Here is a 21138-nt window from a genome sequence, read left to right as displayed (position 1 = left end):
TCTGCGCGACCGCGTTCACGTCGCTGTTCACATGGCCGCGCGATGCTCGCGCACGCAACGTATCGAAGATCAGGGAGACAGCAGTTTGGTTATCGTCCACGACCCGCGCCAGCGCGAGCTCTCGCCGTTGCTGCCCCTGCTGGTGGCCGCCGACCCGGCACGGGTGGTGGCCTGGCGGCATGGCCAGGCGATCAGCGCCGCGCATTTCCTGGCCGACGTCCGGGCCGTGGCGGCGTTCCTGCCCGACGCGACGGCCGCGGTGAACCTGTGCGAGGACCGGTACGCCTTCCTGGTGGCGTTCTGCGCGGTGGTGTTGCGCGGCCAGACCAACCTGCTGCCTTCCTCGCGCGCGCCGCAGGCGGTGGACGAGGTGATGCGGGCTCATCCGGGTTGCCATGCCCTGGGCGAGCAGCGGCTCGATCCGCCGCCGCCGAACTATCGGCAACTGCCGTCGTTCGACGCGCTGCCGCCCGCGCAGGTCGAGGCCGGCTGGCCCACGATTCCCGCCGACCAGGTGGTGGCGATCGGCTATACCTCCGGCTCCACGGGGATGCCCGGGGCGAACCGGAAGACCTGGGGCAGCTTCCACGCCAGCAACGCGGGCAACCTGGCGCGGTTGCATGCCACCGTCGGCGACCGCTTCGAGGTGGTCGCCACGGTGCCGCCGCAGCACATGTACGGGATGGAGATGTCGGTATTGCTGCCCCTGCTGGGCGACGTGGGCGTGCACACCGGCCGCCCGTTTTTTCCCGGCGACGTCGCGGCGGCGCTGGCCACGGTGCCGGAACCACGGGTGCTGGTGACCACGCCGGTGCATCTGCGTGCGCTGATCGAATCGGGCATTGCCCTGCCGCCGATCGCGGCGATGGTGTCGGCCACCGCGCCCTTGCCGGTCGAGCTGGCGCGGGCCGCCGAGCAGCGCTTCGACGCGCCGCTGCTGGAGGTGTTTGGCTCCACCGAGACCTGCGTGTTCGCCAGTCGCCGCCCCACCGTGGACGAGGACTGGTCGCTGTATGACGACGTGACCCTGCACCCGCAGCCCGATGGCACTGCAATCGAGGCGCCCCAGCTCGGCGCGCCGGTCACCCTGGCCGACATCGTCAGCCTGTCCGGCGGCGGTCGTCGCTTCCGCTTGTGCGGTCGGCATGCGGACATGCTGGAAATCGCCGGCAAGCGCGCCTCGCTGGCCGATCTCACCCGCCGCCTGCTGGCGATCCCCGGCGTGCGCGACGGCGTGGTGTTCCAGCATGGCGACGGCGACGCGCTCGGCGTGCACCGGATCGCCGCTCTGGTGGTCGCGCCCGGACTGGATGAACAGGTCATCCTCGATGCCCTGCGCCGGGCCATCGACCCGCTGTTCCTGCCGCGTCCGCTGAAGCTGGTCGAGGCACTGCCGCGCAACGAGACCGGCAAACTGCCGCGAGCCGCCCTGCTGGATCTTCTGCAAGCCCGCGACTGAGCGCAGCTGCTTCACGGCGCTCCCGCCGCAGCCGTTACAATGCGCAGCTGCGTCGTGTGGCGCACGGGAGTGCAGGCATGAAGGTTCTGGTGATCGGCAGTGGCGGGCGCGAACACGCGCTGGCGTGGAAGCTGGGGCAGTCGGTGCAGGTCGACGAGGTGATCGTCGCCCCTGGCAATGCAGGCACGGCGCGCGAGCCCGGCGTGCGCAACGCCGATGTGGCGATGAACGACATCGATGGCCTGCTTGCGCTGGCGAAGCGCGAAAAGATCGGCTTGACCGTGGTCGGTCCCGAGGTGCCGCTGGTCGCCGGCGTGGTCGACAGGTTCCGCGCGGCCGGCCTGCGCATCTTCGGCCCGCGCGCGATCGCCGCGCAGTTGGAAGGCTCCAAGGCGTTTGCCAAGGATTTCCTGCAGCGGCACAACATTCCCACCGCGCACTACGCGGTTTTCACCGAACTCAATCCCGCGCTCGCCTACGTGCGCAAGCAGGGCGCGCCGATCGTGATCAAGGCGGACGGCCTGGCCGCCGGCAAGGGCGTGGTGGTGGCACTGACCCTGGCCGATGCGGAACTGGCGCTGCACGACATGCTTGGCGCGCACAGCTTCGGCGATGCCTCGGCGCGCGTGGTGATCGAGGAATTCCTTGACGGCGAGGAGGCCAGCTACATCGTGATGAGCGACGGCAGCCACGCGCTGCCGATGGCCTCCAGCCAGGACCACAAGCGCCGCGACGAAGGCGACCTCGGCCCCAACACCGGCGGCATGGGTGCGTACTCGCCCGCGCCGGTGGTTACGCCGGAAGTCGAGCAGCGCATCCTGAAGGAAGTGATCGAGCCGACCCTGCGTGGCATGGCGGCCGAGGGTGCACCGTTCATCGGCTTCCTTTACGCCGGCCTGATGATCGACAAGTCCGGCGCGCCGAAGGTGATCGAGTTTAACGTGCGTTTCGGCGATCCGGAAACCCAGCCGATCATGCTGCGCCTGAAGTCCGACCTGGTGGACCTGATCGATGCAGCGCTGGATGGTCGCCTGTCCCACACGACGGCGCGTTGGGATGCGCGCCCGGCGATCGGCGTGGTGATGGCCGCCGGTGGTTACCCGGGGCGGGTGCGCCTGGGTGATGCGATCAGCGGACTGGATTCGCCGGAAGGCGGCGACGTGAAAGTGTTTCATGCCGGCACCCGGCTCGATGATGCCGGGCGCGTGGTCAGCGCCGGCGGCCGCGTGCTGACCGTGTGTGCGCTGGGCGCGGACATCGGCGCGGCGCGCGAAAGCGCCTACGCCGCGGTCAGCCGGATTCGCTATGACGGCGCGTTCTGCCGCCGCGACATCGCCCACCGGGCGCTGCATCGGGGCTGATCCTGCAACCAGTACGCAGGCGAATGGTAGGCCGTTGGATGGCTTGACTTTTCCGGGCCGCGCTTTTTGGGCTATGCTTGGAACTTCCCCCGCGTAAAAGTCGTGGCGCCGAGCGCCTGAACGGACACGTGCCTGATTTCACGCTTGAAGAGGTTTCCCCGATGCGCAAGACGGTTTTGTCGCTGATGTCGGTTGCTGCACTGGCCCTGGCCGGCTGCAACAACGCTTCCAATTCGTCCCCGCAGGCGGACTCCTCCGGTCCCGCTTCGGCGAACACCGCGGGCACCGTGGCGAAGACGCCGAGCCAGGTGAGCGGAACGATTTCGCTGCGTGCCGGCTCGTCGACGCCGTCGGACAAGGCCAGCCTGGTGCTGAACCTGGTCGACGTGTCCTCCACCGCCGTGGGTTCGGCGCCGCTGGCCAGCAAGACCTCGCCGGCCGGTACGTTCCCGCAGTCGTTCACGCTCAGCTTCAACCCGGCTGACGTGAAGCCGAACGACCTGTACGTGATCCAGGCCACCATCACCGACGGTGATCGCCAGTACACCATGCCGATCCAGGCGCCGGTGCTGGCCAAGGGCAGCAACAACGACGCGGTGGCGATCCAGTTGCAGTCGGAGCAGACCCCATCCGAGAAGCTGCTGGCCGAATTCGGCGAGGTCAAGGCGCAGATCGGCGGCATGAAGATCAGCCATGGCACCAAGCTGGAGGCCAATGACTCGCGCGGCTGGCAGCTGTTCCGCCAGGCCGGCGAAGTGAAGTACATCCGCGAGGAAGTCGACTACGGCGACAAGGGCTACACCAGCACCGATTACGCCTACAAGAACGGCAAGCCGTGGGTGATCGTGCAGGAAACCAAGGCCAACCGCGACGGCAAGCCCAGCGCGATCGACCGCGCCGGCTGGAGCGAGGACGGCACCCTGGTGCTCCAGCAGCATCAGGTCGGCGCCGACGTGCAGCCGCTGGATGCCGCCGCTGCCGCCACCATGAAGAAGGACGCGGTGTCGATCCTCGGCATCGCCACCGGCGGCAAGAACAAGTAAGCCGTCCAGACGTCCAAAAGAAAAGCCGCCGGGAGACCGGCGGCTTTTTTTGTGCCTTCCGAAAACTCAGAGCCTATCGCACGTCCGGTACATGCCCGGACGTGCTCACGTGAATCAGTCACTTGCGTGACCGATCCACGTCCGGCCCTCCATGGCCGGGCTTCGAGGTTGAAAAAATCACAACCTCTCAGAACTTGATCCGGAAGCCCATGTTGAAGGCGTTGTAGCGCTGGCTGGTATCGCTGAAGCGGGCGTTGTAGCCGATCCAGCTGGTCACCTTCGGGGTGAGCTGGGCGGACAGCCCCAGGTCGACCGTGCCCCAGGCCTTGTCCGGGACGAAGCCGACCATCGAGAACGAGCCGTTCATGGTGTTCAGGCCGGTGCTGACCGTGCGCACGGAGTCGGCCTTGCTGTCGCGCGTCCAGGCCAGTTCGGCGTAGGGCGACATGACCAGATTGGCCACCTGCCACTGACCCTGCAGCCGCCAGCCGATGCTGCCAAGCAGCGCGCGCCGGCGCTGCTTGCCGAACCACATGGCGGTGGCGTCACTGCCGATTTCGGCATAGCCGTCGACCTTCGCGTCCTGCCATTCGAAGCTGGCGAACGGGCCGGTACGGATGTCGTCGAAACTGAACCACCAGCCGCCGTTGATGTTGGCGCCGACGTGCGAGCCGTCGGTGTTGCCGACTTCGCTGATGCGCGCCGCGCCGACCTGGAAGTTGCGTTCGATGTGTTTGAAGTCGGACTCGCCGTAGTGGACGATGCCGCCCACGTAGCCGCCGCCGGCCTGCCACGTCACGTAGCCCAGGCCCGAGTAGTCGACCAGGTGGTAGCCACCGCCGCCGTTCATGTGCGCGGTGTCGCGGGCGATGCCCAGCGCCACGCCGGCGGACAGGTTCTCGTTGACGCGCATGTCGTAGCCCAGCGTGAAGTGCGCGTTGTCGCTGTTCACCGACGGCGAGCTGGGGCTGGCGTCGAAACGCTGCTGGGCATAGTCGATGTTGACGAAGGCGCGGGTGCCTTCGCCCAGGCTGTCCTGCAGAATCTGGTTGTGCAGGGCACGGCCATAGGCGGTGATCGCGGACAACGGTGCTTCACCGAGCAGGGAGACCTGCTGCGGCGCGGCCAGTTCGGACGACACCACCTGGCCGAGCATCCGGTGCGCAGCGGTCGTGGGGTGGACGCCGTCGGCGAACAGATAGTTCTGGTCCGCGCCGGCGGCGACCAGGGTCGTGCCGTCGCAGTCGTGGGAGCTGGACGTGGTGCAGGCCGGCGTGGTGACGTTTACGAAACCATACTTGCCCGGATCGGCCAGCACCTGGTCGAACAGCGCGTAGGCATTCACCGCCAGCGTGTGGTCGCCGAGGCCCGCATTGAGGATCTGGTTGTAGGACTGCGACACGTCGGTGAGCACGCCGCTGATGCCCGGCACCAGGGCCTCGTTGGCCCGGGCCGACGGGGTGGCGCCGATGTTGGGCAGGTTGAACACCACCAGGTGCTGGGCGCCGGCCTGTTTCAGCTGGTTGATCAGCGCCACTTCCTGGGTGGCCGCGGCGTTGATGTTCGTCGTGGCCTGCTGCAGGGTTTCGCCGTAACCGGGGATGACCACGCCCACGCCGTACTGGGTGGAGTGATAGAAGATGTCGTTCGCGCCGCCCCAGATCATGTACAGGCTGTGCGGATCGGCCTTGGCACCGTTGGCCAGGTAACCGTTGACCTGCTGGGTGATGGTCTGGATCTGCGGCGCCGGATCGCTGTTGGTGGTGATGCCCGCGCCGCCGTAGGCGTAGTCGCTGCCGCCCAAGCGGGATGGCTGCAGGTCGAGGCCCAGCTGGTCGGCCACGTTCTGCACGGTGACCTGGCCGGGGTTGGTGGTGAACTTGTCGTACGCGCCGGCGGTGTTGGGCAGGTTGCCCGCATCACTGAGGCTGTCGCCGAACACCACGACATGGTTGAACGTGGAGCGATCGGTGGCCTGCGCGGCGTTGGCCAGCAGCATGGCGGCGGCGATCGCGCCGGCCAGATGACGTGTGCGAAGCATGCGTGGACTCCTGGAGTAGCGGCCCCGGAAGGGCCGCGTAGATATTTCACTAAAGTAACGGAAAGCCTGCGGCTGCACCATCGACGTCAGTTCTTGCGAGCCTTCGCAAAAGCATCCGCGAAGGCGCCGCTGGCGGGTGGCGGCGTGGGCTTGGGCAGGCCGCCACGGCTTGGCGGACGGCCATCGCGTGGTCCGCGGCCTTCCGTTGCGCCGGCGCCGCGTTCGCGCGTTTGTCCGGGTTCGTCGTCCAGCCGCATGCTGAGGCCGATGCGCTGGCGCGGCAGGTCGACTTCCATCACCTTGACCTTGACGATGTCCCCGGCCTTTACCGCGTCGCGCGGGTCCTTGACGAAGGTATGCGACAGCGCCGAGACATGGACCAGGCCGTCCTGGTGCACGCCGATGTCGACGAAGGCACCGAACGCCGCCACGTTGGTGACGCGGCCTTCGAGGATCATGCCCGGCCGGAGATCCTTCACGTCCTCGACGCCTTCGGCGAAGCTCGGCGCCACGAATTCCGGGCGCGGATCGCGGCCGGGCTTCTCCAGTTCCTTGAGGATGTCGCGCACGGTCGGCACGCCGAATTTCTCGTCGGTGAACTGTTCGACCTTCAGCCCGCGCAGGAAGCCGGTGTCGCCGATGATGTTGCGCACCTCGCGGCCGCACTGGGCGATGATCCGCTCGACCACCGGATAGGCTTCCGGATGCACCGAGCTGGCGTCCAGCGGATTGTCGCCGTTCGGCACGCGCAGGAAACCCGCGCATTGCTCGAATGCCTTGTCGCCCAGCCGCGGCACTTTCAGCAGCGCCTTGCGGTTGGCGAACGGACCGTTGGCGTCGCGGTGCTTGACCACGTTCTCGGCGACGCTGGCGCTGAGGCCGGCGACGCGGGACAGCAGGGCGGCCGAGGCGGTGTTGACGTCCACGCCGACGGCATTGACGCAATCCTCGACGCGGGCATCCAGCGCGCGGGCCAGCTTGATCTGGTTCACGTCGTGCTGGTACTGGCCCACGCCGATCGCCTTCGGCTCGATCTTCACCAGCTCGGCCAGCGGGTCCTGCAGGCGGCGGGCGATCGACACCGCGCCGCGCAGGGTGACGTCGAGGTCGGGGAATTCCCTGGCGGCGGTTTCGGACGCCGAATACACCGAGGCGCCCGCCTCGCTCACCACGATCTTGGCGATCGTGTGCGAGGCGTCGGCCTTGGCCAGGCCCTTGATCAGTTCGCCGGCCAGCTTGTCGGTCTCGCGCGAGCCGGTGCCGTTGCCGATCGAGATCAGGTCGACGTGATGCTGCTTGCACAGCCGGGCCAGCGAGGCCAGCGATTCGTTCCACTGCCGCTTCGGCTCCAGCGGGTAGATGGTGTCGGTGGCGAGGACCTTGCCGGTGGCGTCGACCACGGCGACCTTGCAGCCGGTGCGGATGCCGGGGTCCAGCCCCATCACTGTCTTCGCGCCCGCCGGGGCGGCCAGCATCAGGTCCTTCAGGTTGTCGCCGAACACCCGGATCGCCTCGTCCTCGGCGCCTTCGCGCACGCGGCCGAACAGGTCGAGGGTGAGGTGCAGGTGCAGCTTCACGCGCCAGGTCAGGCGCACGGTTTCGCGCAGCCAGGCATCGGCGGCGCGGCCGCGGTTGTGGATGTTCGCGTGCGCCGCCACCCGGCCCTCGGCTTCGGCGTGGCCCTGCTCGCTGTCGGCGGCGGGTGCCAGCTCGATCTCGATCACGCCTTCGTTGCGGGCGCGCATCAGTGCCAGCAGGCGGTGCGAGGGAATCTTGCCGATCGGTTCGACGTGGTCGAAGTAGTCGCGGAACTTCGCGCCCTCGTTCTGCTTGCCCTCGACCACGGTCGCGCGGATCTGCCCCTGCGTCCACAGCCAGTCGCGCAGCTCGCCGACCAGGTGAGCGTCTTCGGCGATCGACTCCATCAGGATCGCGCGGGCGCCATCCAGCGCCGCGCGCACGTCGGTGACGCCTTTCTCCGCGTCGACGAAGGGCTCGGCGAACGCTTCCGGGGTCAGCGTGGGATCGTCACGGAGGCCCAGCGCCAGCGGTTCCAGCCCTGCCTCGCGGGCAATCTGAGCCTTGGTGCGGCGCTTGGGCTTGAATGGCAGGTACAGGTCTTCCAGCCGCGCCTTGGTGTCGGCGGCGAGCAGGTCGGCCTTCAATGCGTCATCGAGCTTGCCCTGTTCCTCGACGCTGGCGAGGATCGCCGCGCGACGTTCTTCCAGCTCGCGCAGGTAGCGCAGGCGTTCTTCCAACAGGCGCAGCTGGGTGTCGTCGAGGCCGCCGGTGACCTCCTTGCGATAGCGCGCGATGAACGGCACGGTGGCGCCGCCGTCGAGCAGTTCGACCGCGGCGCGGACCTGGGCGGTGCTGGCGGCGATATCGGTGGCGATGCGTTGTTCGATGCTTTGCATGAGCGACTTTCGATTCCTTGCAACGGCGCGCGGCGCCGGATAAACGGGACTGACCCTCGATGATAACAAGTGATCCCGAGGGCGCTGTCCCGCCAAACAAAACGGCGCCGCGGATCGACCGCGGCGCCGCTGCTGTCCTGATTCAGGCCAGGATCACGCGTTGAACGAATTGTTCTTCTTGCCGGCGGGCGCGCCGTTGAACTCGCTGGCGCGGCCGTTCAGCACCAGGGTGCCGCAGATCATGTCGTGCAGGCCCTGCTTGCGCTGGGTCCAGCCGGCCATCAGGAAGCCGACGCCGAGAATGATCGCGCTGAGGAATTTGGCGAAATAGCGGCCCAGTGCCTTCAGGAAGCTGATCCGGTTGCCGTCCAGGTCGGTGACCCGGATGCCCAGCGCCAGCTTGCCCACCGTGCCCTGCCAGGCCGAACTTTCGCAAACCACGAAGTAGAGGATGCCCATCACTAGGATCAGCAGCATCGCCGGCCACATCGTGCCGTAGTAATGCGCGTTGGCCGCCATCATCGCGTCAGGGTTGCCAGCACCATCGAGGATCGCCTGCTGCAGCGCGGCCTTCGCCGCGGTGCCACCGAACGCCTTCTCGATCAGCATCTGCGGGATGTACAGGATGATCGCGTCGAGGATGTAGGCGGCGAAGCGCTTCCAGAAGCCGGCATAGTCTTCCAGCGCGGCGGCCGTGGTCTGCGGCAGTAGCGGTGCAGCAGGTGCGGCGTATGGGTTGCTGCCTGCGGCGGCCGCAGGTACCGCGTTCACCGCGTCGGGAAACAGCACCGACAGCGGCTGCCAGTCGGCGAGGCCTTCGTACCAGGCCAGGTCGGCCGGGCTGACCTGGCCGCTGCGCAACCACTGGCGCACGTCTTCTTCCTTGTAGGGGCCATGTCGTTCACCGTCGCGGCCGATCCAGATCTCCATTGCGCACTCCCCATGCTGGTCAAAGTGGGCATGATGCCATGACCGGCCGCGATTGCCGCAAGCTCAGGCCGCGTTGCGGCGCTTCAGGTGCACCAGCAGCAGCGAAATCGCGGCGGGCGTCACGCCGCTGACGCGGGCGGCCTGGCCGACGGTGGCCGGCAGCGAACGCTTGAGCTTCAGCAGCACTTCGGCGGACAGCCCGCGCACCTTGTCGTAGTCGAACCCGGCCGGGATCGGCAGGTGCTCCTGGCGACGCTGGCGCTCGATCTCCTCGCGCTGGCGCTCGAGGTAGCCGGCGTACTTCACCTGCACCTCGACCTGTGCCACGACATCCTCGGCGGTCAGCGTCGGGCCCAGTTCGGCGACCTCGGCAAGCCCGGCGTAGTCGAGTTCGGGGCGGCGCAGCAGGTCGGTGGCGCTGGTTTCGCGGGTGACCGCGATGCCGAGCTGGCGCTGCACGGCCGCGCCCAGCGCATTCGTCGGCGAGATCCACAGCGAGCCGAGTCGCTGCAGTTCGCGCTCCACCGCGTCGCGCTTGGCGCGCAAGGCATCGAAGCGCACCTGCGCCACCACGCCCAGTTCGAAACCCTGCTCGGTAAGGCGCAGGTCGGCGTTGTCCTCGCGCAGATGCAGCCGGTATTCGGCGCGCGAGGTAAACATGCGGTAGGGCTCGATCGTGCCGTTGCTGGTGAGGTCGTCGATCAGCACGCCGATGTACGCCTCGTCGCGGCGCGGATACCACGGCGCCTTGCCCTGCACCGACAGTGCCGCGTTGAGGCCGGCGATCAGGCCTTGCGCGGCGGCCTCTTCATAGCCGGTGGTGCCGTTGATCTGACCGGCGAAGTACAGGCCGGGGATCGCCTTGGTCTCCAGCCACGGGTTCAGGCCGCGCGGGTCGAAGTAGTCGTACTCGATCGCGTAGCCGGGACGGGTGATGTGGGCGTGCTCGAAACCCTTGATCGACCGCACCAGGGCCAGCTGCACGTCGTACGGCAGCGAGGTGGAGATGCCGTTCGGGTAGATCTCGAACGTGTCCAGCCCTTCCGGCTCGATGAAGATCTGGTGCGAGGACTTCTCGGCGAAGCGCACCACCTTGTCCTCGATCGACGGGCAATAGCGCGGGCCCACGCCCTCGATCTGGCCGGTGTACAGCGGCGAGCGGTCCAGCGCGCCGCGGATGATCTCGTGCGTGCGCTCGGAGGTATGCGTGATCCAGCAGCTGACCTGGCGCGGGTGTTCGTCACGCGAGCCGAGGTAGGAGAACACGGGTGCCGGCGTGTCGCCGGGCTGCTCGTCGAGGCCGCTGAAATCGATGCTGCGCAGATCGATCCGCGGCGGCGTGCCGGTCTTCAGGCGGTCGGCGGCCACCGGCAGTTCGCGCAGCTTTTGCGCCAGCGTGCTGGCCGGCGGATCGCCCGCGCGACCACCCGCGTACTGCGCCTGGCCGATGTGGATCTTGCCGGCGAGGAAGGTGCCCGCAGTGAGCACCACGCTGCGGGCGTTGAACGTGAGGCCCATCTGGGTGACCACCCCGCAGACGCGTTCCCCTTCGATGATCAGGTCGTCCACCGCCTGCTGGAACAATTCGAGATTGGGCTGGGTTTCCACGATGTAGCGGATCGCCGCCTTGTACAGGGCGCGGTCGGCCTGGCAGCGCGTGGCGCGCACCGCCGGGCCTTTCGACGCGTTCAAGGTCCGCCACTGGATGCCGGCGCGGTCGGCCGCATGCGCCATGGCACCGCCCAGCGCGTCGATCTCCTTGACCAGGTGGCCCTTGCCGATGCCACCGATGGCCGGGTTGCAGCTCATCTGGCCGATCGTCTCGATGTTGTGGCTGAGCAGCAGGGTGCGCGCGCCGGTGCGGGCGGCGGCCAGCGCGGCTTCGGTGCCGGCGTGACCGCCACCGATCACGATGACGTCGTAACGGGTCGGGTGGTGCATCAAACTGACCTGAGCGTGCAGAAAGTGACGAAACGGGGCGACATGGTAACGCCATCAAGGGTTTGTGAGCCGAAACCGATGGATGGCACGCTTCCTGCTTAGACTGCGTCAGCACTTTCCAGGGCAGACGCTGCGCGACTACGCGCGCCGAGATCGAACTGACAGGGGTTCGATCGCGTACCGGGAAAGGAAGCAAGACGGCACCCCTCGGGGTGCCGTCGTCTTTTGTGCGGTCCGAACGGCCGTGCGCACTGGCCGGATCGCCCAAATGACGAGGCCCCGCGGTGGTAGCCGCGGGGCCTCGTGCTTTTAGATCTGGCGCTCGGCGGTCTCAGGAACAGGGGGAATCCAGGATGACCGTATTGCCGAACGCCAGAAACCGGAAATTCGCTGAAACGAAAGCAGCGTCTGCCGTCTCGTGGTGCGGGTCGATAGTCACCGAAAATGCGTGAACAAAGGGTGACTGAAAAGGAATTTTGTGCCGGACCGCGGCAGCTGATGACGTGCTGCGTCAGTCGTGTGATCCATGCCCGGAAAAACTGTGACGAGCATCACACATGGCATGGCGGTTGCATTCCCTTTGCTACCAACCACGAAGGAGATATGTCATGGACATGAGCTTCGATTTCCAACCCGTCTATCCGCATCATGACCTGCTGGTCGAACTGGGCCAGGTCGAAATGGACATCGACGAGCTGTATGACCGCAATGACAGCGAGCGTGACGCACTGCAGCCCGACCTGGAATCGCGCATGCAGAGCCTGCTGGACGCGCTCGATCATCTGGCCGTCTGAATGAAGAACCCGCCCACGTGCGTGGTGACACCACCACGCACCGCAGGGCGAGATACCGGGGCAGCCCCACTGCGCGGCACCCCGTCGACGGTCAGTGATTCAACACGCTGCCGATGATTTCGGCGAGATTGCGGGACAGCCCGCGATGCGCCGCCAGCTCCACGATCACCGTCCGCGCCGCCTCGCGCCGCCGCGGCTCCAGCCGCTGCCAGCCGTTGAACGCCGTGGCCAGTCGCGCCGCGACTTGCGGGTTCAGCGCATCCAGCGACACCAGGCGCTCGGCCAGCAGGCGATAGCCGGCACCATCGATGCGATGGAAGCCGCTGGGGTTGTTGCGCACGAACGCACCCAGTAGCGACTGCACCCGGTTCGGATTCTTCAGCGTGAACGCGTCGTCGCGCTCCAGCAGTTGCACGCGCTCCAGCGCGGGCTCGCCCGGCAATTGCGCCTGCACCGCAAACCACTTGTCCAGCGCCAGCGCATCGCCGGCATGACGTGCGCGGTATTCGAGCAGGGCTGCGGACGCCTGCGGCGCGCCACTGCGCACCAGCACGGACAGCGCGGCGAGGCGATCGGTCATCCCCGGCGCGTCGCGGAACTGCGCGGCCGCCAGTTCGGCCGCGCCGTCACGGTCCAGCAAGGCCAGCAACTCCAGCACGCGGCGCTTGAGCCGGCGACGCGCCTGGCTGACGGCGTCCAGCGCGATGCTGGTGTGTGCGGCCAGCGCGGCGTAGCGCTGGCGCAGGGCGTCGGCGCCCAGGCGCGCGGCCAGCCGCTGCTGCAGTTCCTGGCGCAACTGGTGAATGCGCTGCGGATCGATCGCCGACTCGCGCTCGGCCAGTTCCACCTCGCCCGGTGGGGTCAGCAGGTCGGCCAGCAAGGCGTCGTCGATCGTGGCGTTGCCGAACAGCGAGGCCAGCGCATCGCACCAGGCCAGCAAGGCGTCGGACGCGTTGCCGTCGCGCAGGTTCTCGTAGGCGCGCGCCGCCAGTTGCTGGCCGGCTTCCCAGCGGTTGAAGCCGTCGATGTCGTGGGCCAGCAGCAGGGCCAGTTCGTCCGGTGCGTAGTCGCACTCCAGCACCACCGGCGCGGAAAATCCTCGCAGCAGCGAGGGCACCGGCGCGGTGATCACGTTGGTGAACACGAAGTTCCGTTCGGCCTGGTCCAGCACCACCACCATCTCGTTCGATGGTCCGGACGTCTGGCCGTCCAGATGCAGGGGCAGCATGTCGCCGTGGCGGGTGAACAACGCCAGCTTCACCGGGATCGGCAGCGGCGGCCGTGCCTCCGCGCCGTTGCCGCCGGGCGCGCGCTGGCCCAGGCTCAGCGTGTAGGTATGCGCGGCTGCGTCGTACTGGCCGTGAGCCTTCAGTCGCGGCGTGCCGGCCTGGCCGTACCAGGCCAGGTACGGGGAGAGGTCGGTGTCGTTGGCCTCGCCCAGCGCGGCGAGGAAGTCCTCGATCGTGGCGGCGCGTCCGTCGTTGCGCTCGAAATACCGGTCCATGCCGCGGCGGAAGCCGTCCTGGCCCAGCGCGCCGGCCAGCATGCGCACCAGTTCCGAGCCCTTCTCGTAGACGGTGGCGGTATAGAAATTGTTGATCTCGCTGTACTGCGCCGGGCGCACCGGATGCGCCAGCGGGCCCGCGTCTTCGGGGAACTGGGCGCGACGCAGCAGCGACACGTCCTCGATCCGCTTCAGCGGCGCCGAGTTCATGTCGGCCGAGAAGCTCTGCTCGCGGAACACGGTGAGCCCTTCCTTCAGGCTCAGCTGGAACCAGTCGCGACAGGTGACGCGGTTGCCGCTCCAGTTGTGGAAATACTCGTGGGCGACCACCGCCTCGACGTGGCGGTACTCGTCGTCAGTGGTCGAATCCGGATCGGCCAGCAGGCACTTCGCGTTGAAGATGTTGAGGCCCTTGTTCTCCATCGCGCCCATGTTGAAGTCGTGGGTGGCGACCACGTGGAACACGTCCAGGTCGTAGTTGCGGCCGTAGGCCTGCTCGTCCCAGCGCATCGAGCGCTCCAGCGCGTCCATCGCGTAGTGGCAGCGATCGATCGCGTCGGCCTCGGCCCAGATCTTCAGCTGCACCGCGCGGCCGTCGGCGGTGACGTAGTCGCGCTCGATCACCTCCAGCCGGCCCGCGACCAGGGCGAACAGGTAGCTCGGCTTGGGATGCGGGTCGACGAAGCGCGCCCAGTGCCGGCCGCCCTCGAGTTCGCCGGCGCCATCCGGGTTGCCGCCGGCCAGCAGCACCGGGAAGCGCGCGCGATCGGCGCGCAGGGTGACCGTGTAGCTGGACAGCACGTCGGGCCGGTCGGGGAAGAAGGTGATGTGGCGGAAGCCCTCGGCCTCGCATTGGGTCAGCAGAAAGCCGGCCTCGCGCGAGCCGGACAGGTACAGGCCTTCCAGTGCGGTGTTCGCCGCCGGGCGCAGCCGCACGCGGGTCTCCAGCACGCTGCCATCGCGCGCGCCGTCGACTTCCAGCACGTTGTCGGCGTAGCGGTAGGCGGTAGCGGGCAACGGCACGCCATCCAGGCTGATCGACAGCAGCTGAAGGTTCTCGCCATCCAGGCGCAGCGGCGCGTCCTGGGCGGGGTCGCGGCGCAGGCGCAGGCGCGAACACAGTTCGCTGGCGTCGATGCCAAGGTCGAAATCCAGTTCGACCGTCTCCACGCGCCAGGCCGGCGCACGGTAGTCGCAAAGACGGATCAAGGCCGGGGCGGCTTGTTCGGGGAGTGCATGCATGGGGTAGAGATGGGGCGTGGGGATCGAAAAGGATACCATGCACCTGTTAAACCACAGGAAAATCCCATGGGTGCGACGCGCTACACCGCCGGGCTCAGCCGCTTTGGCGATCAGGACATCGTGGTGCTGACGGACGTCGACGGCGGCCGCTGTGTCCGCATCGCGCGACGTGGCGCGGCCCTGCTCAGCTTCGAGGCTGATGTCGACGGCACAACCCGCGACCTCGCCGCCGGCTATGAAGACGCCAGCGAGATCGTGCACCGGCCGGGTTCGCGCTTCGCGATCATGGTGCCGTTCGCCGGCCGCATCGCCGATGCGCGCTATGACTTCGACGGCCAGCCGCAGGATCTCGATCCGGGCGTCACTGGCGCCGATCGGGCCAGCCGCCACGGCTTCGTGCGCGACGCGGTGTTCGAGGTCGCCGATCTCGGTGCGGACGACGATGCCGCCCGGGTCACCTTGCGCACCAGCGCGATCCGCCCGCAGCCGGGCTATCCGCACGCGATCGACCTGGCGGTGACGTTCACCCTCGACTACGCCGGACTCGGCCTGGAGGCCGTCATGCGCAACGTCGGCGACAGCGCGGCGCCGTGCTTCTTCGGCTGGCACCCGTACTTCCGAGTGGCCGATGGCGAGGTCGACGACTGGCAACTGCAGGTTCCCGCGCAGACCCTGATCCGCACCGGCGCCGACCTGATCGCGCTGGCCGGCGCCGAGGCGCATGTACCGCTGGACGATGCGCCGGCGCTGGATTTCCGTCGGCCGCGGCTGATCGGCGACAGCATCCTCGACCAGGGCTATACCGACCTGGCGGCCGACGCCGATGGCCGCATCCGCACCCGCCTGGTCGATCCGGCCAGTGGCTTCGCCGTCACGGTGTGGCAGGAGCGCGGCGTGATGCACGCGTTCACCGCCGACACGGTGAGCCGCGATGCGCGCCGCGCGATCGCGCTGGAGCCGATGGAGTACATGGCCGACGCCTTCAACCGTCCCGAATGCGCCGCGGCGATCCGGCTGGAGCCGGGCGCCGAGCGCACTTTCCGCTGTGGCGTGGAGATCGAATCGTGAAAGATGCCCTGCCTCGTTTCGACGACATCCGCGATGCCGCCGCACGCATCGCTCCGCACGCGCGACCCACCCCGGTCCTGCGCAGCGCCCGGCTCGATGCGCTGGCCAACGCCGAGCTGCACTTCAAGGGCGAGCACCTGCAGCGTGGCGGGGCGTTCAAGTTCCGCGGCGCCTGCAATGCCGTGTGGTCGCTCGACGACGCCGCGGCGGCGCGCGGCGTGGTCACCCATTCTTCCGGCAACCACGGCAACGCGCTGGCGCTGGCCGCAGCCACCCGCGGCATCGCCGCCCACGTGGTGGTGCCCGAGGGCGCGGTGCGCGCCAAGCTGGAGGCGATCGAGCGCGCCGGCGCGATCCTGCATCGCTGCGCGCCGACCCAGGCGGCCCGCGAGGCGAAGTGCGCCGAAGTGCAGCGCGACACCGGCGCCGAGCTGGTGCATCCGTATGCCGACACGCGGGTGATGGCCGGGCAGGGCACGCTCGCCCTCGAACTGCTGCAGCAGGCCGGCGCGCTGGACGCGCTGATCACCCCGGTCGGTGGTGGCGGCCTGGCCAGTGGCGTGGCGATCGCCGCCCACGGTCTCGACCCGGCGCTGGCGCTGTTCGGCGCCGAGCCGCTGGGCGCCGACGACGCGGCGCGTTCGCTGGCCCGGGGCACGCGGGTCACCAGCGTGGTGCCCGACACCGTCTGCGACGGCCTGCGCGCCCTGATCGGCGAGCGCAACCTCGACGCGCTGCGCGCTCATCATGTCGAGGTGATCACCGTCAGCGACGCGGAGACCATCGCGGCCATGCAGTTGCTGTGGTCCGAACTGAAGCAGGTGGTGGAAGTGTCCAGCGCCACCGTGCTGGCGGCGATCCTGCAGCAGCCGCAACGCTTCGCCGGCAAGCGCGTCGGCGTGGTGCTGACCGGCGGCAACGTGGATCTCGCCGCGTTGCCGTGGTGATCAGGTGCGGCGTTTCGCACCCACGCCGCTGACCGCCACCAGCCCGGCCAGCACGAACACGATGCCCAGCAGCTCCATCATCGACGGCTGCTCGTGCAGGATCAGCCAGGCCAGCAGCACGCTGACGATCGGCACGCCCAGGCTGGAAATGCTGGCGACCGTGGTCGGCAGCCGCTGCAGCACGATCGACCACAGCCACCAGGCCAGGCTGGAAGCCAGCAGCACGCTGTAGGCCAGCCCCGCGACGAAGGCCGCGTTCCACTCGATCGCCCGCTCGGGCACGGCCAGCGCGATCGCGCCCAGCGCCACGCCGCCCAGCAGCATCTGCCACGCGGTGAGGTTGAGCACCGACGGCGCGTGCCGCTGGAACATCCGCTTGCTGAGCACCGTGCCGGCCGCCCAGGCCGCGCCGCCGGCGATTGCCAGCGTGGTGCTCAGCGCGCTGCCCAGGTCATGCCACGGTTCGATGATGCAGAGCAGCCCGATCGCCGCCAGCCCCACGCCGATCCAGTGGCGTCGCGTGGGCCGGTCGCCCAGCACCAGCCAGGCCAGCAGCACCGCCCAGAACGGCATGGTGTAGGCGAGCAGGGCGACATGGCCGGCGCCACCGCCGATCAGCGCCCATTGCTCCAGCCCCTGGAACGCGGTGGTCTGGCACAAGCCGATCAGCAGGGTGGGCAACAGCGGCGGTGGCCGCAGCGATTGCCGCGACAGCAGCAGCGCGCCGAACAGCACGGCAGCGCCGAGCAGGTAACGCAGCGCCGCGAAATGGAACGGGCCGGCATACGCCAGCACCTGTTTCATCACGACCCAGCTGTACGCCCAGATCAGGATGGTGACGAACAGCGCGGACAGCGCGCCGCGTGAGGGCGAGGGCGACATGGGAAACCGGGCGCGGATGGGGCGACAAGTCTAGCGGGCTGGGTTAGCTTGTGCGGCACCTCGTGAGCACGTGCCCGCCATGACCAAGACCACCGAACCGCACCGTTGCCAATGGGCCGCCGCCGGCGACGCCCTGATGCGCGACTACCACGACACCGAATGGGGCACGCCGCTGCACGACGACCGCGGCCTGTTCGAGTTCCTCTGCCTGGAAGGTGCCCAGGCCGGCCTGTCGTGGCGCACCGTGCTCAACAAGCGCGACAACTACCGCAAGGCCTTCCACGATTTCGAGATCGCCCGGGTGGCCGCGATGAGCGATCGCGAGCTGGAAAAATGCCTGCTCGACCCCGGCATCATCCGCAACCGCCTCAAGGTCTCCTCGGTCCGCGACAACGCCGTCGCCGCGCAGAAGGTGATTGGGGAATTCGGCAGTCTGGACGTCTGGCTGTGGTCCTTCGTCGACGGCAAGCCGCTGCGTAATCGCTGGCGCGAGCAGGCCGAGGTGCCGGCCAGCACCGAACTGTCCGACCGCATGAGCAAGACGCTGAAGAAGCGCGGCTTCCGCTTCGTGGGCACCACCATCTGCTACTCGCTGCTGCAGGCCACCGGGATGATCAACGATCACCTGGTGGGCTGCTTCCGGCACAAGGCCTGCGCCGAGGGACGTTGAGCGACCGATCGCTGTCTATCGCGCTGGCGCCGCCACGGCGCGGCTTCATGTGCAGGGCGGGACCGCGGTCGAGAAGTGATCCTGCATGGCCTGCTCCGCCCTGGCACGGGCTTCAGCGACGGCCTGGGGGCCAAACGCCGTCCCCTGAACGGAGAAGAAGGTCAGGTCGTGCAGCCCGATCATGCCCAGGATGGCTTGCAGATACGGCACGAGAAAATCCGGCTGGCGCGCGCCAGGGCCGGAGAATCTTCCACCCGAGGACACCGCGACGAAGACCGGACGGTCCTTCAGCAGGGCGACCTTTCCGTCCCTGCCGACATCGAACGTCCGACGCACCCGGACCACGTGGTCGAGCCACAGTTTCAGCGCGGCGGGAACGGTGAAGTTGTGCATCGGCGTGCCGATCACCACGATGTCGGAAGTTTCCAGCTCACGGATCAGTTCGTGGGAGCAGGCAGCCGTGCCTTCCCCGGAGATGTCCGCTGCCGCCTGCTGGGAAACGGCGTAGTCCTCGTCGATGGGCGACAGCGCGCTGTCGCTGATGTCCCGGCGGATCACCGTGGACGCCGGCATGATCCGCCGCAGTGATCCGATGATCCGTTGCGAGAGCCGATGGCTTTCGGAGTCTTGCCCGCGCGGGCTGCAGGTGACGTGCAGGATTTTCATGAGCCGCTTCCGTGATGTCACGATGGAGCCTTCATGCTAGGCATGGCATGGCCTGCCTCCAAGGTCCATGAATGGAGATTTTGATCAGGCCATGATTGCCGCCGTCTCGACGCGCGGTGGTACATTCGTTCGCGAACCATCTGCGGAATGGGCCGAGCCATGCGCGTCGCGAAAAGCCGCACCATCTCGCCGCTGGACCCGGCGGCGGCCGAACCGTTCTACCGGCAGATCTACGACCGGTTTCGGGGCGCCATCGCCAGCGGGCTGCTGAAGCCGGGTGACCGGATACCTTCGGCGCGCGCGCTGGCCACGGAACTGGGGTTGGCCCGGGGCACGATCGAGACGGCGTATGCGCTGCTGGCTGCCGAGGGCTATATCCAGGCCCGCGGCCAGGCGGGCACCGTGGTGACGCCGGACCTCCGGCTGCAGGCGCCCGTGGCGGGCACGGTGCGCCGACCCGACAGCCGTGTTGCCACGACCAGTTTCCGCCCGGATTCGATCCTGCCGTTCCAGATGGGCCTGCCCGCCCTCGATGCGTTTCCCCGGAAGATCTGGGCGCGCCTGGGCGCGCGCTGCGTGCGCGCCATGCAGCCTCCGGACATGGTGCATCCGCCGGTATGCGGCCTGCCGAACCTGCGCGGCGAGATCGCCACCTATCTCCAGGTGTCGCGGGGGATCGACTGCTCGCCGTCGCAGATCTTCGTGACGTCGGGCTACCGCCACAGCATGGAATTGATCGCCCATGCCCTGCTGAAGGCGGGCGATCGCGTCTGGCTCGAAAACCCCGGTTACCCGCCCACGCGGGAGTTGTTGCGGCTCATGCGGATGACGGCCGTCCCGGTGGCGGTGGACGGGGAGGGCATGGTCGTCGCCGATGGATTGAAGAGCGCGCCGCGGGCACGCGCCGCCGTGGTCACGCCGGGGCATCAGAGTCCGCTGTGCGTGTCGCTGTCGCTGCCTCGACGACTGGCGCTGCTGGACTGGGCGGCACGAACCGGCTCCTGGATCGTCGAGGACGACTACGACGGTGAGTACCGCTACGTCAGCCGTCCCCTGCCGGCGTTGAAGAGCCTGGATCGCGATGGTCGGGTGCTTTATGCGGGCACCTTCAGCAAGGTGCTGTTTCCGGGCATCCGGCTGGCCTATCTGGTCGTGCCGGAAACGCAGGTCGAACGGTTTGAACAGGTCAGCCAGGCCTTCGCCGGTGGCAGTCCCCAGCTCAGCCAGGCGCTGGTCGCGGCCTTCATGCGCGAAGGACACTTCGCGCGGCATGTCCAGCGCATGCGCAAGCTCTACGCCGAGCGTCGGGAAGCGACCGCCGCCGGCCTGGAGAACGTGTTGGGGAAACATGTGCGCATCGACCCGCAGCCGGGCGGCATGCATCTGATCCTGCGCCTGCAGGGCAAACGGTCGGACCGCCGCCTCGTTGCGCGTATGCACGAAGAGGGGCTGTACGGCGAGGCGCTGACCGACTGGTTCGTGGGCGGCAAGGGCGCCTCGGCCCTGCTGCTCAACTTCACCAACATCGATTCCCGGCGTACCGCCGAAGGCCTGGCGCGGCGCCTGTTGAAGCTGATGTGAGAAGGCGGCACTCGGCCGGACGAAAGAGCATGGCCCAGCATGAAATTGCAATCATGGCTCTCACGATGTAGGCCAAGATGCAGCACGATGAAGTCCTTCATCAACGCATGCAAGGATTCCTCATGACCAGCCGCATCGACTACGCCAAGGCCGCCCCCGAGGGTTACAAGGCTTTCGGCGGGGTGTACCTCACGCTTCAGAAAAGCAGCCTGCCCAGGGAGCTGGTCGACCTCGTCTACCTGCGGGTTTCCCAGCTCAACGGCTGTGCCTACTGCATCGACATGCATTCCCGCGACCTGCTCAAGTCCGGACTGGCGGTGGACAAGCTTGTCCTGGTGCCGGCATGGCGCGACGCCGGCAAGCTGTTCAGTGCCCGCGAACGCCGTGCACTGGCCTGGGCGGAAACCGTGACGCGAGCGGCCGACACCGGCGTTCCCGATGCCGACTACGAGGCCGTCGCCGCCGAATTCGGCGACAGGGAGCTCGCCGATCTCACCTATGCGATCGCCTTGATGAACGCGTTCAACCGGTTCGGCATCGCGTTCCGGTCGACCCCGGCGGCGGTTGCCGCGATCGCCTGAGGCGAGCCGCC

16 protein-coding genes are annotated in these 21138 nt (G+C 68.0%); 9 read left to right on the top strand and 7 right to left on the bottom strand.

Annotation, left to right across the window (positions count from 1 at the left end; genetic code table 11):
* The first annotated feature begins 85 nt into the window (after nucleotides 1-85).
* From AC3A56_RS07895 to AC3A56_RS07885, 3 genes are all read left to right on the top strand, one after another.
* Entirely contained in the window at nucleotides 86-1459 is a 1374-nt protein-coding gene (locus tag AC3A56_RS07895; protein ID WP_487769934.1) for an AMP-binding protein, read from the top strand.
* A gap of 77 nt (nucleotides 1460-1536) precedes the next feature.
* Complete coding sequence (gene purD, locus AC3A56_RS07890; RefSeq protein ID WP_487769933.1) at nucleotides 1537-2820, top strand: phosphoribosylamine--glycine ligase; 1284 nt, start codon at nucleotides 1537-1539, stop codon at nucleotides 2818-2820.
* A gap of 161 nt (nucleotides 2821-2981) precedes the next feature.
* The gene (locus tag AC3A56_RS07885) at nucleotides 2982-3863 is read left to right on the top strand and encodes a YbaY family lipoprotein (RefSeq protein WP_487769932.1); all 882 of its coding nucleotides are present in this window, start codon (nucleotides 2982-2984) and stop codon (nucleotides 3861-3863) included.
* A gap of 187 nt (nucleotides 3864-4050) precedes the next feature.
* Here AC3A56_RS07885 and AC3A56_RS07880 read toward each other — a convergent pair whose 3' ends face one another.
* The 4 genes from AC3A56_RS07880 to mnmG form a co-directional block, all read right to left on the bottom strand.
* Nucleotides 4051-5904, bottom strand: a complete 1854-nt coding sequence (locus AC3A56_RS07880) for an autotransporter outer membrane beta-barrel domain-containing protein (protein WP_487769931.1) — start codon at nucleotides 5902-5904, stop codon at nucleotides 4051-4053.
* 86 nt (nucleotides 5905-5990) lie between these two features.
* On the bottom strand, nucleotides 5991-8321 hold the full coding sequence (locus tag AC3A56_RS07875; protein ID WP_487769930.1) for a Tex family protein: 2331 nt from the start codon (nucleotides 8319-8321) through the stop codon (nucleotides 5991-5993).
* Nucleotides 8322-8474: 153 nt separating this feature from the next.
* Nucleotides 8475-9251, bottom strand: a complete 777-nt coding sequence (locus AC3A56_RS07870; RefSeq protein ID WP_056716569.1) for an RDD family protein — start codon at nucleotides 9249-9251, stop codon at nucleotides 8475-8477.
* A gap of 63 nt (nucleotides 9252-9314) precedes the next feature.
* Nucleotides 9315-11192 (bottom strand): tRNA uridine-5-carboxymethylaminomethyl(34) synthesis enzyme MnmG, encoded by a 1878-nt coding sequence (gene mnmG, locus AC3A56_RS07865; RefSeq protein WP_487769929.1) that lies wholly within the window; start codon nucleotides 11190-11192, stop codon nucleotides 9315-9317.
* Between the two features lie 608 nt (nucleotides 11193-11800).
* On the opposite strand from mnmG, the gene AC3A56_RS07860 reads away from it, so the two are divergent.
* Nucleotides 11801-11986, top strand: a complete 186-nt coding sequence (locus AC3A56_RS07860) for a hypothetical protein (protein WP_007808674.1) — start codon at nucleotides 11801-11803, stop codon at nucleotides 11984-11986.
* A 91-nt stretch (nucleotides 11987-12077) separates the two neighbouring features.
* Here AC3A56_RS07860 and pepN read toward each other — a convergent pair whose 3' ends face one another.
* Complete coding sequence (gene pepN, locus AC3A56_RS07855; protein ID WP_487769928.1) at nucleotides 12078-14732, bottom strand: aminopeptidase N; 2655 nt, start codon at nucleotides 14730-14732, stop codon at nucleotides 12078-12080.
* 66 nt (nucleotides 14733-14798) lie between these two features.
* Between pepN and AC3A56_RS07850 the strand changes: the two genes are divergently transcribed.
* Together AC3A56_RS07850 and AC3A56_RS07845 are read left to right on the top strand one after the other, a co-directional pair.
* Nucleotides 14799-15800: an aldose epimerase family protein gene (locus tag AC3A56_RS07850; protein WP_487769927.1), complete on the top strand. Its 1002-nt coding sequence runs from the start codon at nucleotides 14799-14801 to the stop codon at nucleotides 15798-15800.
* Nucleotides 15797-16747 (top strand): pyridoxal-phosphate dependent enzyme, encoded by a 951-nt coding sequence (locus AC3A56_RS07845; RefSeq protein ID WP_487769926.1) that lies wholly within the window; start codon nucleotides 15797-15799, stop codon nucleotides 16745-16747. Before AC3A56_RS07850 ends, AC3A56_RS07845 begins: the two co-directional genes overlap by 4 nt.
* On the opposite strand, the gene AC3A56_RS07840 is transcribed toward AC3A56_RS07845, so the two are convergent.
* Complete coding sequence (locus AC3A56_RS07840) at nucleotides 16748-17629, bottom strand: DMT family transporter (protein WP_487769925.1); 882 nt, start codon at nucleotides 17627-17629, stop codon at nucleotides 16748-16750. It abuts the gene before it with no gap.
* Between the two features lie 79 nt (nucleotides 17630-17708).
* Here AC3A56_RS07840 and AC3A56_RS07835 point away from each other — a divergent pair, with 79 nt between their 5' ends.
* A complete protein-coding gene (locus AC3A56_RS07835) occupies nucleotides 17709-18299 on the top strand; it encodes a DNA-3-methyladenine glycosylase I (RefSeq protein WP_487769924.1) in 591 nt (196 codons plus the stop codon).
* A gap of 45 nt (nucleotides 18300-18344) precedes the next feature.
* Here AC3A56_RS07835 and AC3A56_RS07830 read toward each other — a convergent pair whose 3' ends face one another.
* On the bottom strand, nucleotides 18345-18965 hold the full coding sequence (locus AC3A56_RS07830; protein ID WP_487769923.1) for an FMN-dependent NADH-azoreductase: 621 nt from the start codon (nucleotides 18963-18965) through the stop codon (nucleotides 18345-18347).
* 159 nt (nucleotides 18966-19124) lie between these two features.
* Here AC3A56_RS07830 and pdxR point away from each other — a divergent pair, with 159 nt between their 5' ends.
* Together pdxR and AC3A56_RS07820 are read left to right on the top strand one after the other, a co-directional pair.
* Nucleotides 19125-20546: a MocR-like pyridoxine biosynthesis transcription factor PdxR gene (gene pdxR / locus AC3A56_RS07825; protein ID WP_487769922.1), complete on the top strand. Its 1422-nt coding sequence runs from the start codon at nucleotides 19125-19127 to the stop codon at nucleotides 20544-20546.
* A gap of 77 nt (nucleotides 20547-20623) precedes the next feature.
* Entirely contained in the window at nucleotides 20624-21127 is a 504-nt protein-coding gene (locus AC3A56_RS07820) for a carboxymuconolactone decarboxylase family protein (protein ID WP_487769921.1), read from the top strand.
* Nucleotides 21128-21138 lie beyond the last annotated feature (11 nt).

The sequence above is a fragment of the Rhodanobacter sp. Soil_C_14 genome, assembly GCF_057657335.1.
The sequence above is the reverse complement of the archived record's forward strand: the minus strand, read 5'-3'. Positions and strand labels throughout refer to the sequence as shown.

What these genes read in the sequence shown, in the direction of transcription:
- AC3A56_RS07830 (WP_487769923.1), bottom strand. Translation starts at nt 18,965, where the DNA reads ATGAAAATCCTGCACGTCACCTGCAGCCCGCGCGGGCAAGACTCCGAA.
- mnmG (WP_487769929.1), bottom strand. Translation starts at nt 11,192, where the DNA reads ATGCACCACCCGACCCGTTACGACGTCATCGTGATCGGTGGCGGTCAC.
- AC3A56_RS07835 (WP_487769924.1), top strand. Translation starts at nt 17,709, where the DNA reads ATGACCAAGACCACCGAACCGCACCGTTGCCAATGGGCCGCCGCCGGC.
- AC3A56_RS07880 (WP_487769931.1), bottom strand. Translation starts at nt 5,904, where the DNA reads ATGCTTCGCACACGTCATCTGGCCGGCGCGATCGCCGCCGCCATGCTG.
- AC3A56_RS07840 (WP_487769925.1), bottom strand. Translation starts at nt 17,629, where the DNA reads ATGTCGCCCTCGCCCTCACGCGGCGCGCTGTCCGCGCTGTTCGTCACC.
- AC3A56_RS07875 (WP_487769930.1), bottom strand. Translation starts at nt 8,321, where the DNA reads ATGCAAAGCATCGAACAACGCATCGCCACCGATATCGCCGCCAGCACC.
- purD (WP_487769933.1), top strand. Translation starts at nt 1,537, where the DNA reads ATGAAGGTTCTGGTGATCGGCAGTGGCGGGCGCGAACACGCGCTGGCG.
- AC3A56_RS07870 (WP_056716569.1), bottom strand. Translation starts at nt 9,251, where the DNA reads ATGGAGATCTGGATCGGCCGCGACGGTGAACGACATGGCCCCTACAAG.
- AC3A56_RS07850 (WP_487769927.1), top strand. Translation starts at nt 14,799, where the DNA reads ATGGGTGCGACGCGCTACACCGCCGGGCTCAGCCGCTTTGGCGATCAG.
- AC3A56_RS07820 (WP_487769921.1), top strand. Translation starts at nt 20,624, where the DNA reads ATGCAGCACGATGAAGTCCTTCATCAACGCATGCAAGGATTCCTCATG.
- AC3A56_RS07885 (WP_487769932.1), top strand. Translation starts at nt 2,982, where the DNA reads ATGCGCAAGACGGTTTTGTCGCTGATGTCGGTTGCTGCACTGGCCCTG.
- pepN (WP_487769928.1), bottom strand. Translation starts at nt 14,732, where the DNA reads ATGCATGCACTCCCCGAACAAGCCGCCCCGGCCTTGATCCGTCTTTGC.
- AC3A56_RS07860 (WP_007808674.1), top strand. Translation starts at nt 11,801, where the DNA reads ATGGACATGAGCTTCGATTTCCAACCCGTCTATCCGCATCATGACCTG.
- pdxR (WP_487769922.1), top strand. Translation starts at nt 19,125, where the DNA reads ATGCGCGTCGCGAAAAGCCGCACCATCTCGCCGCTGGACCCGGCGGCG.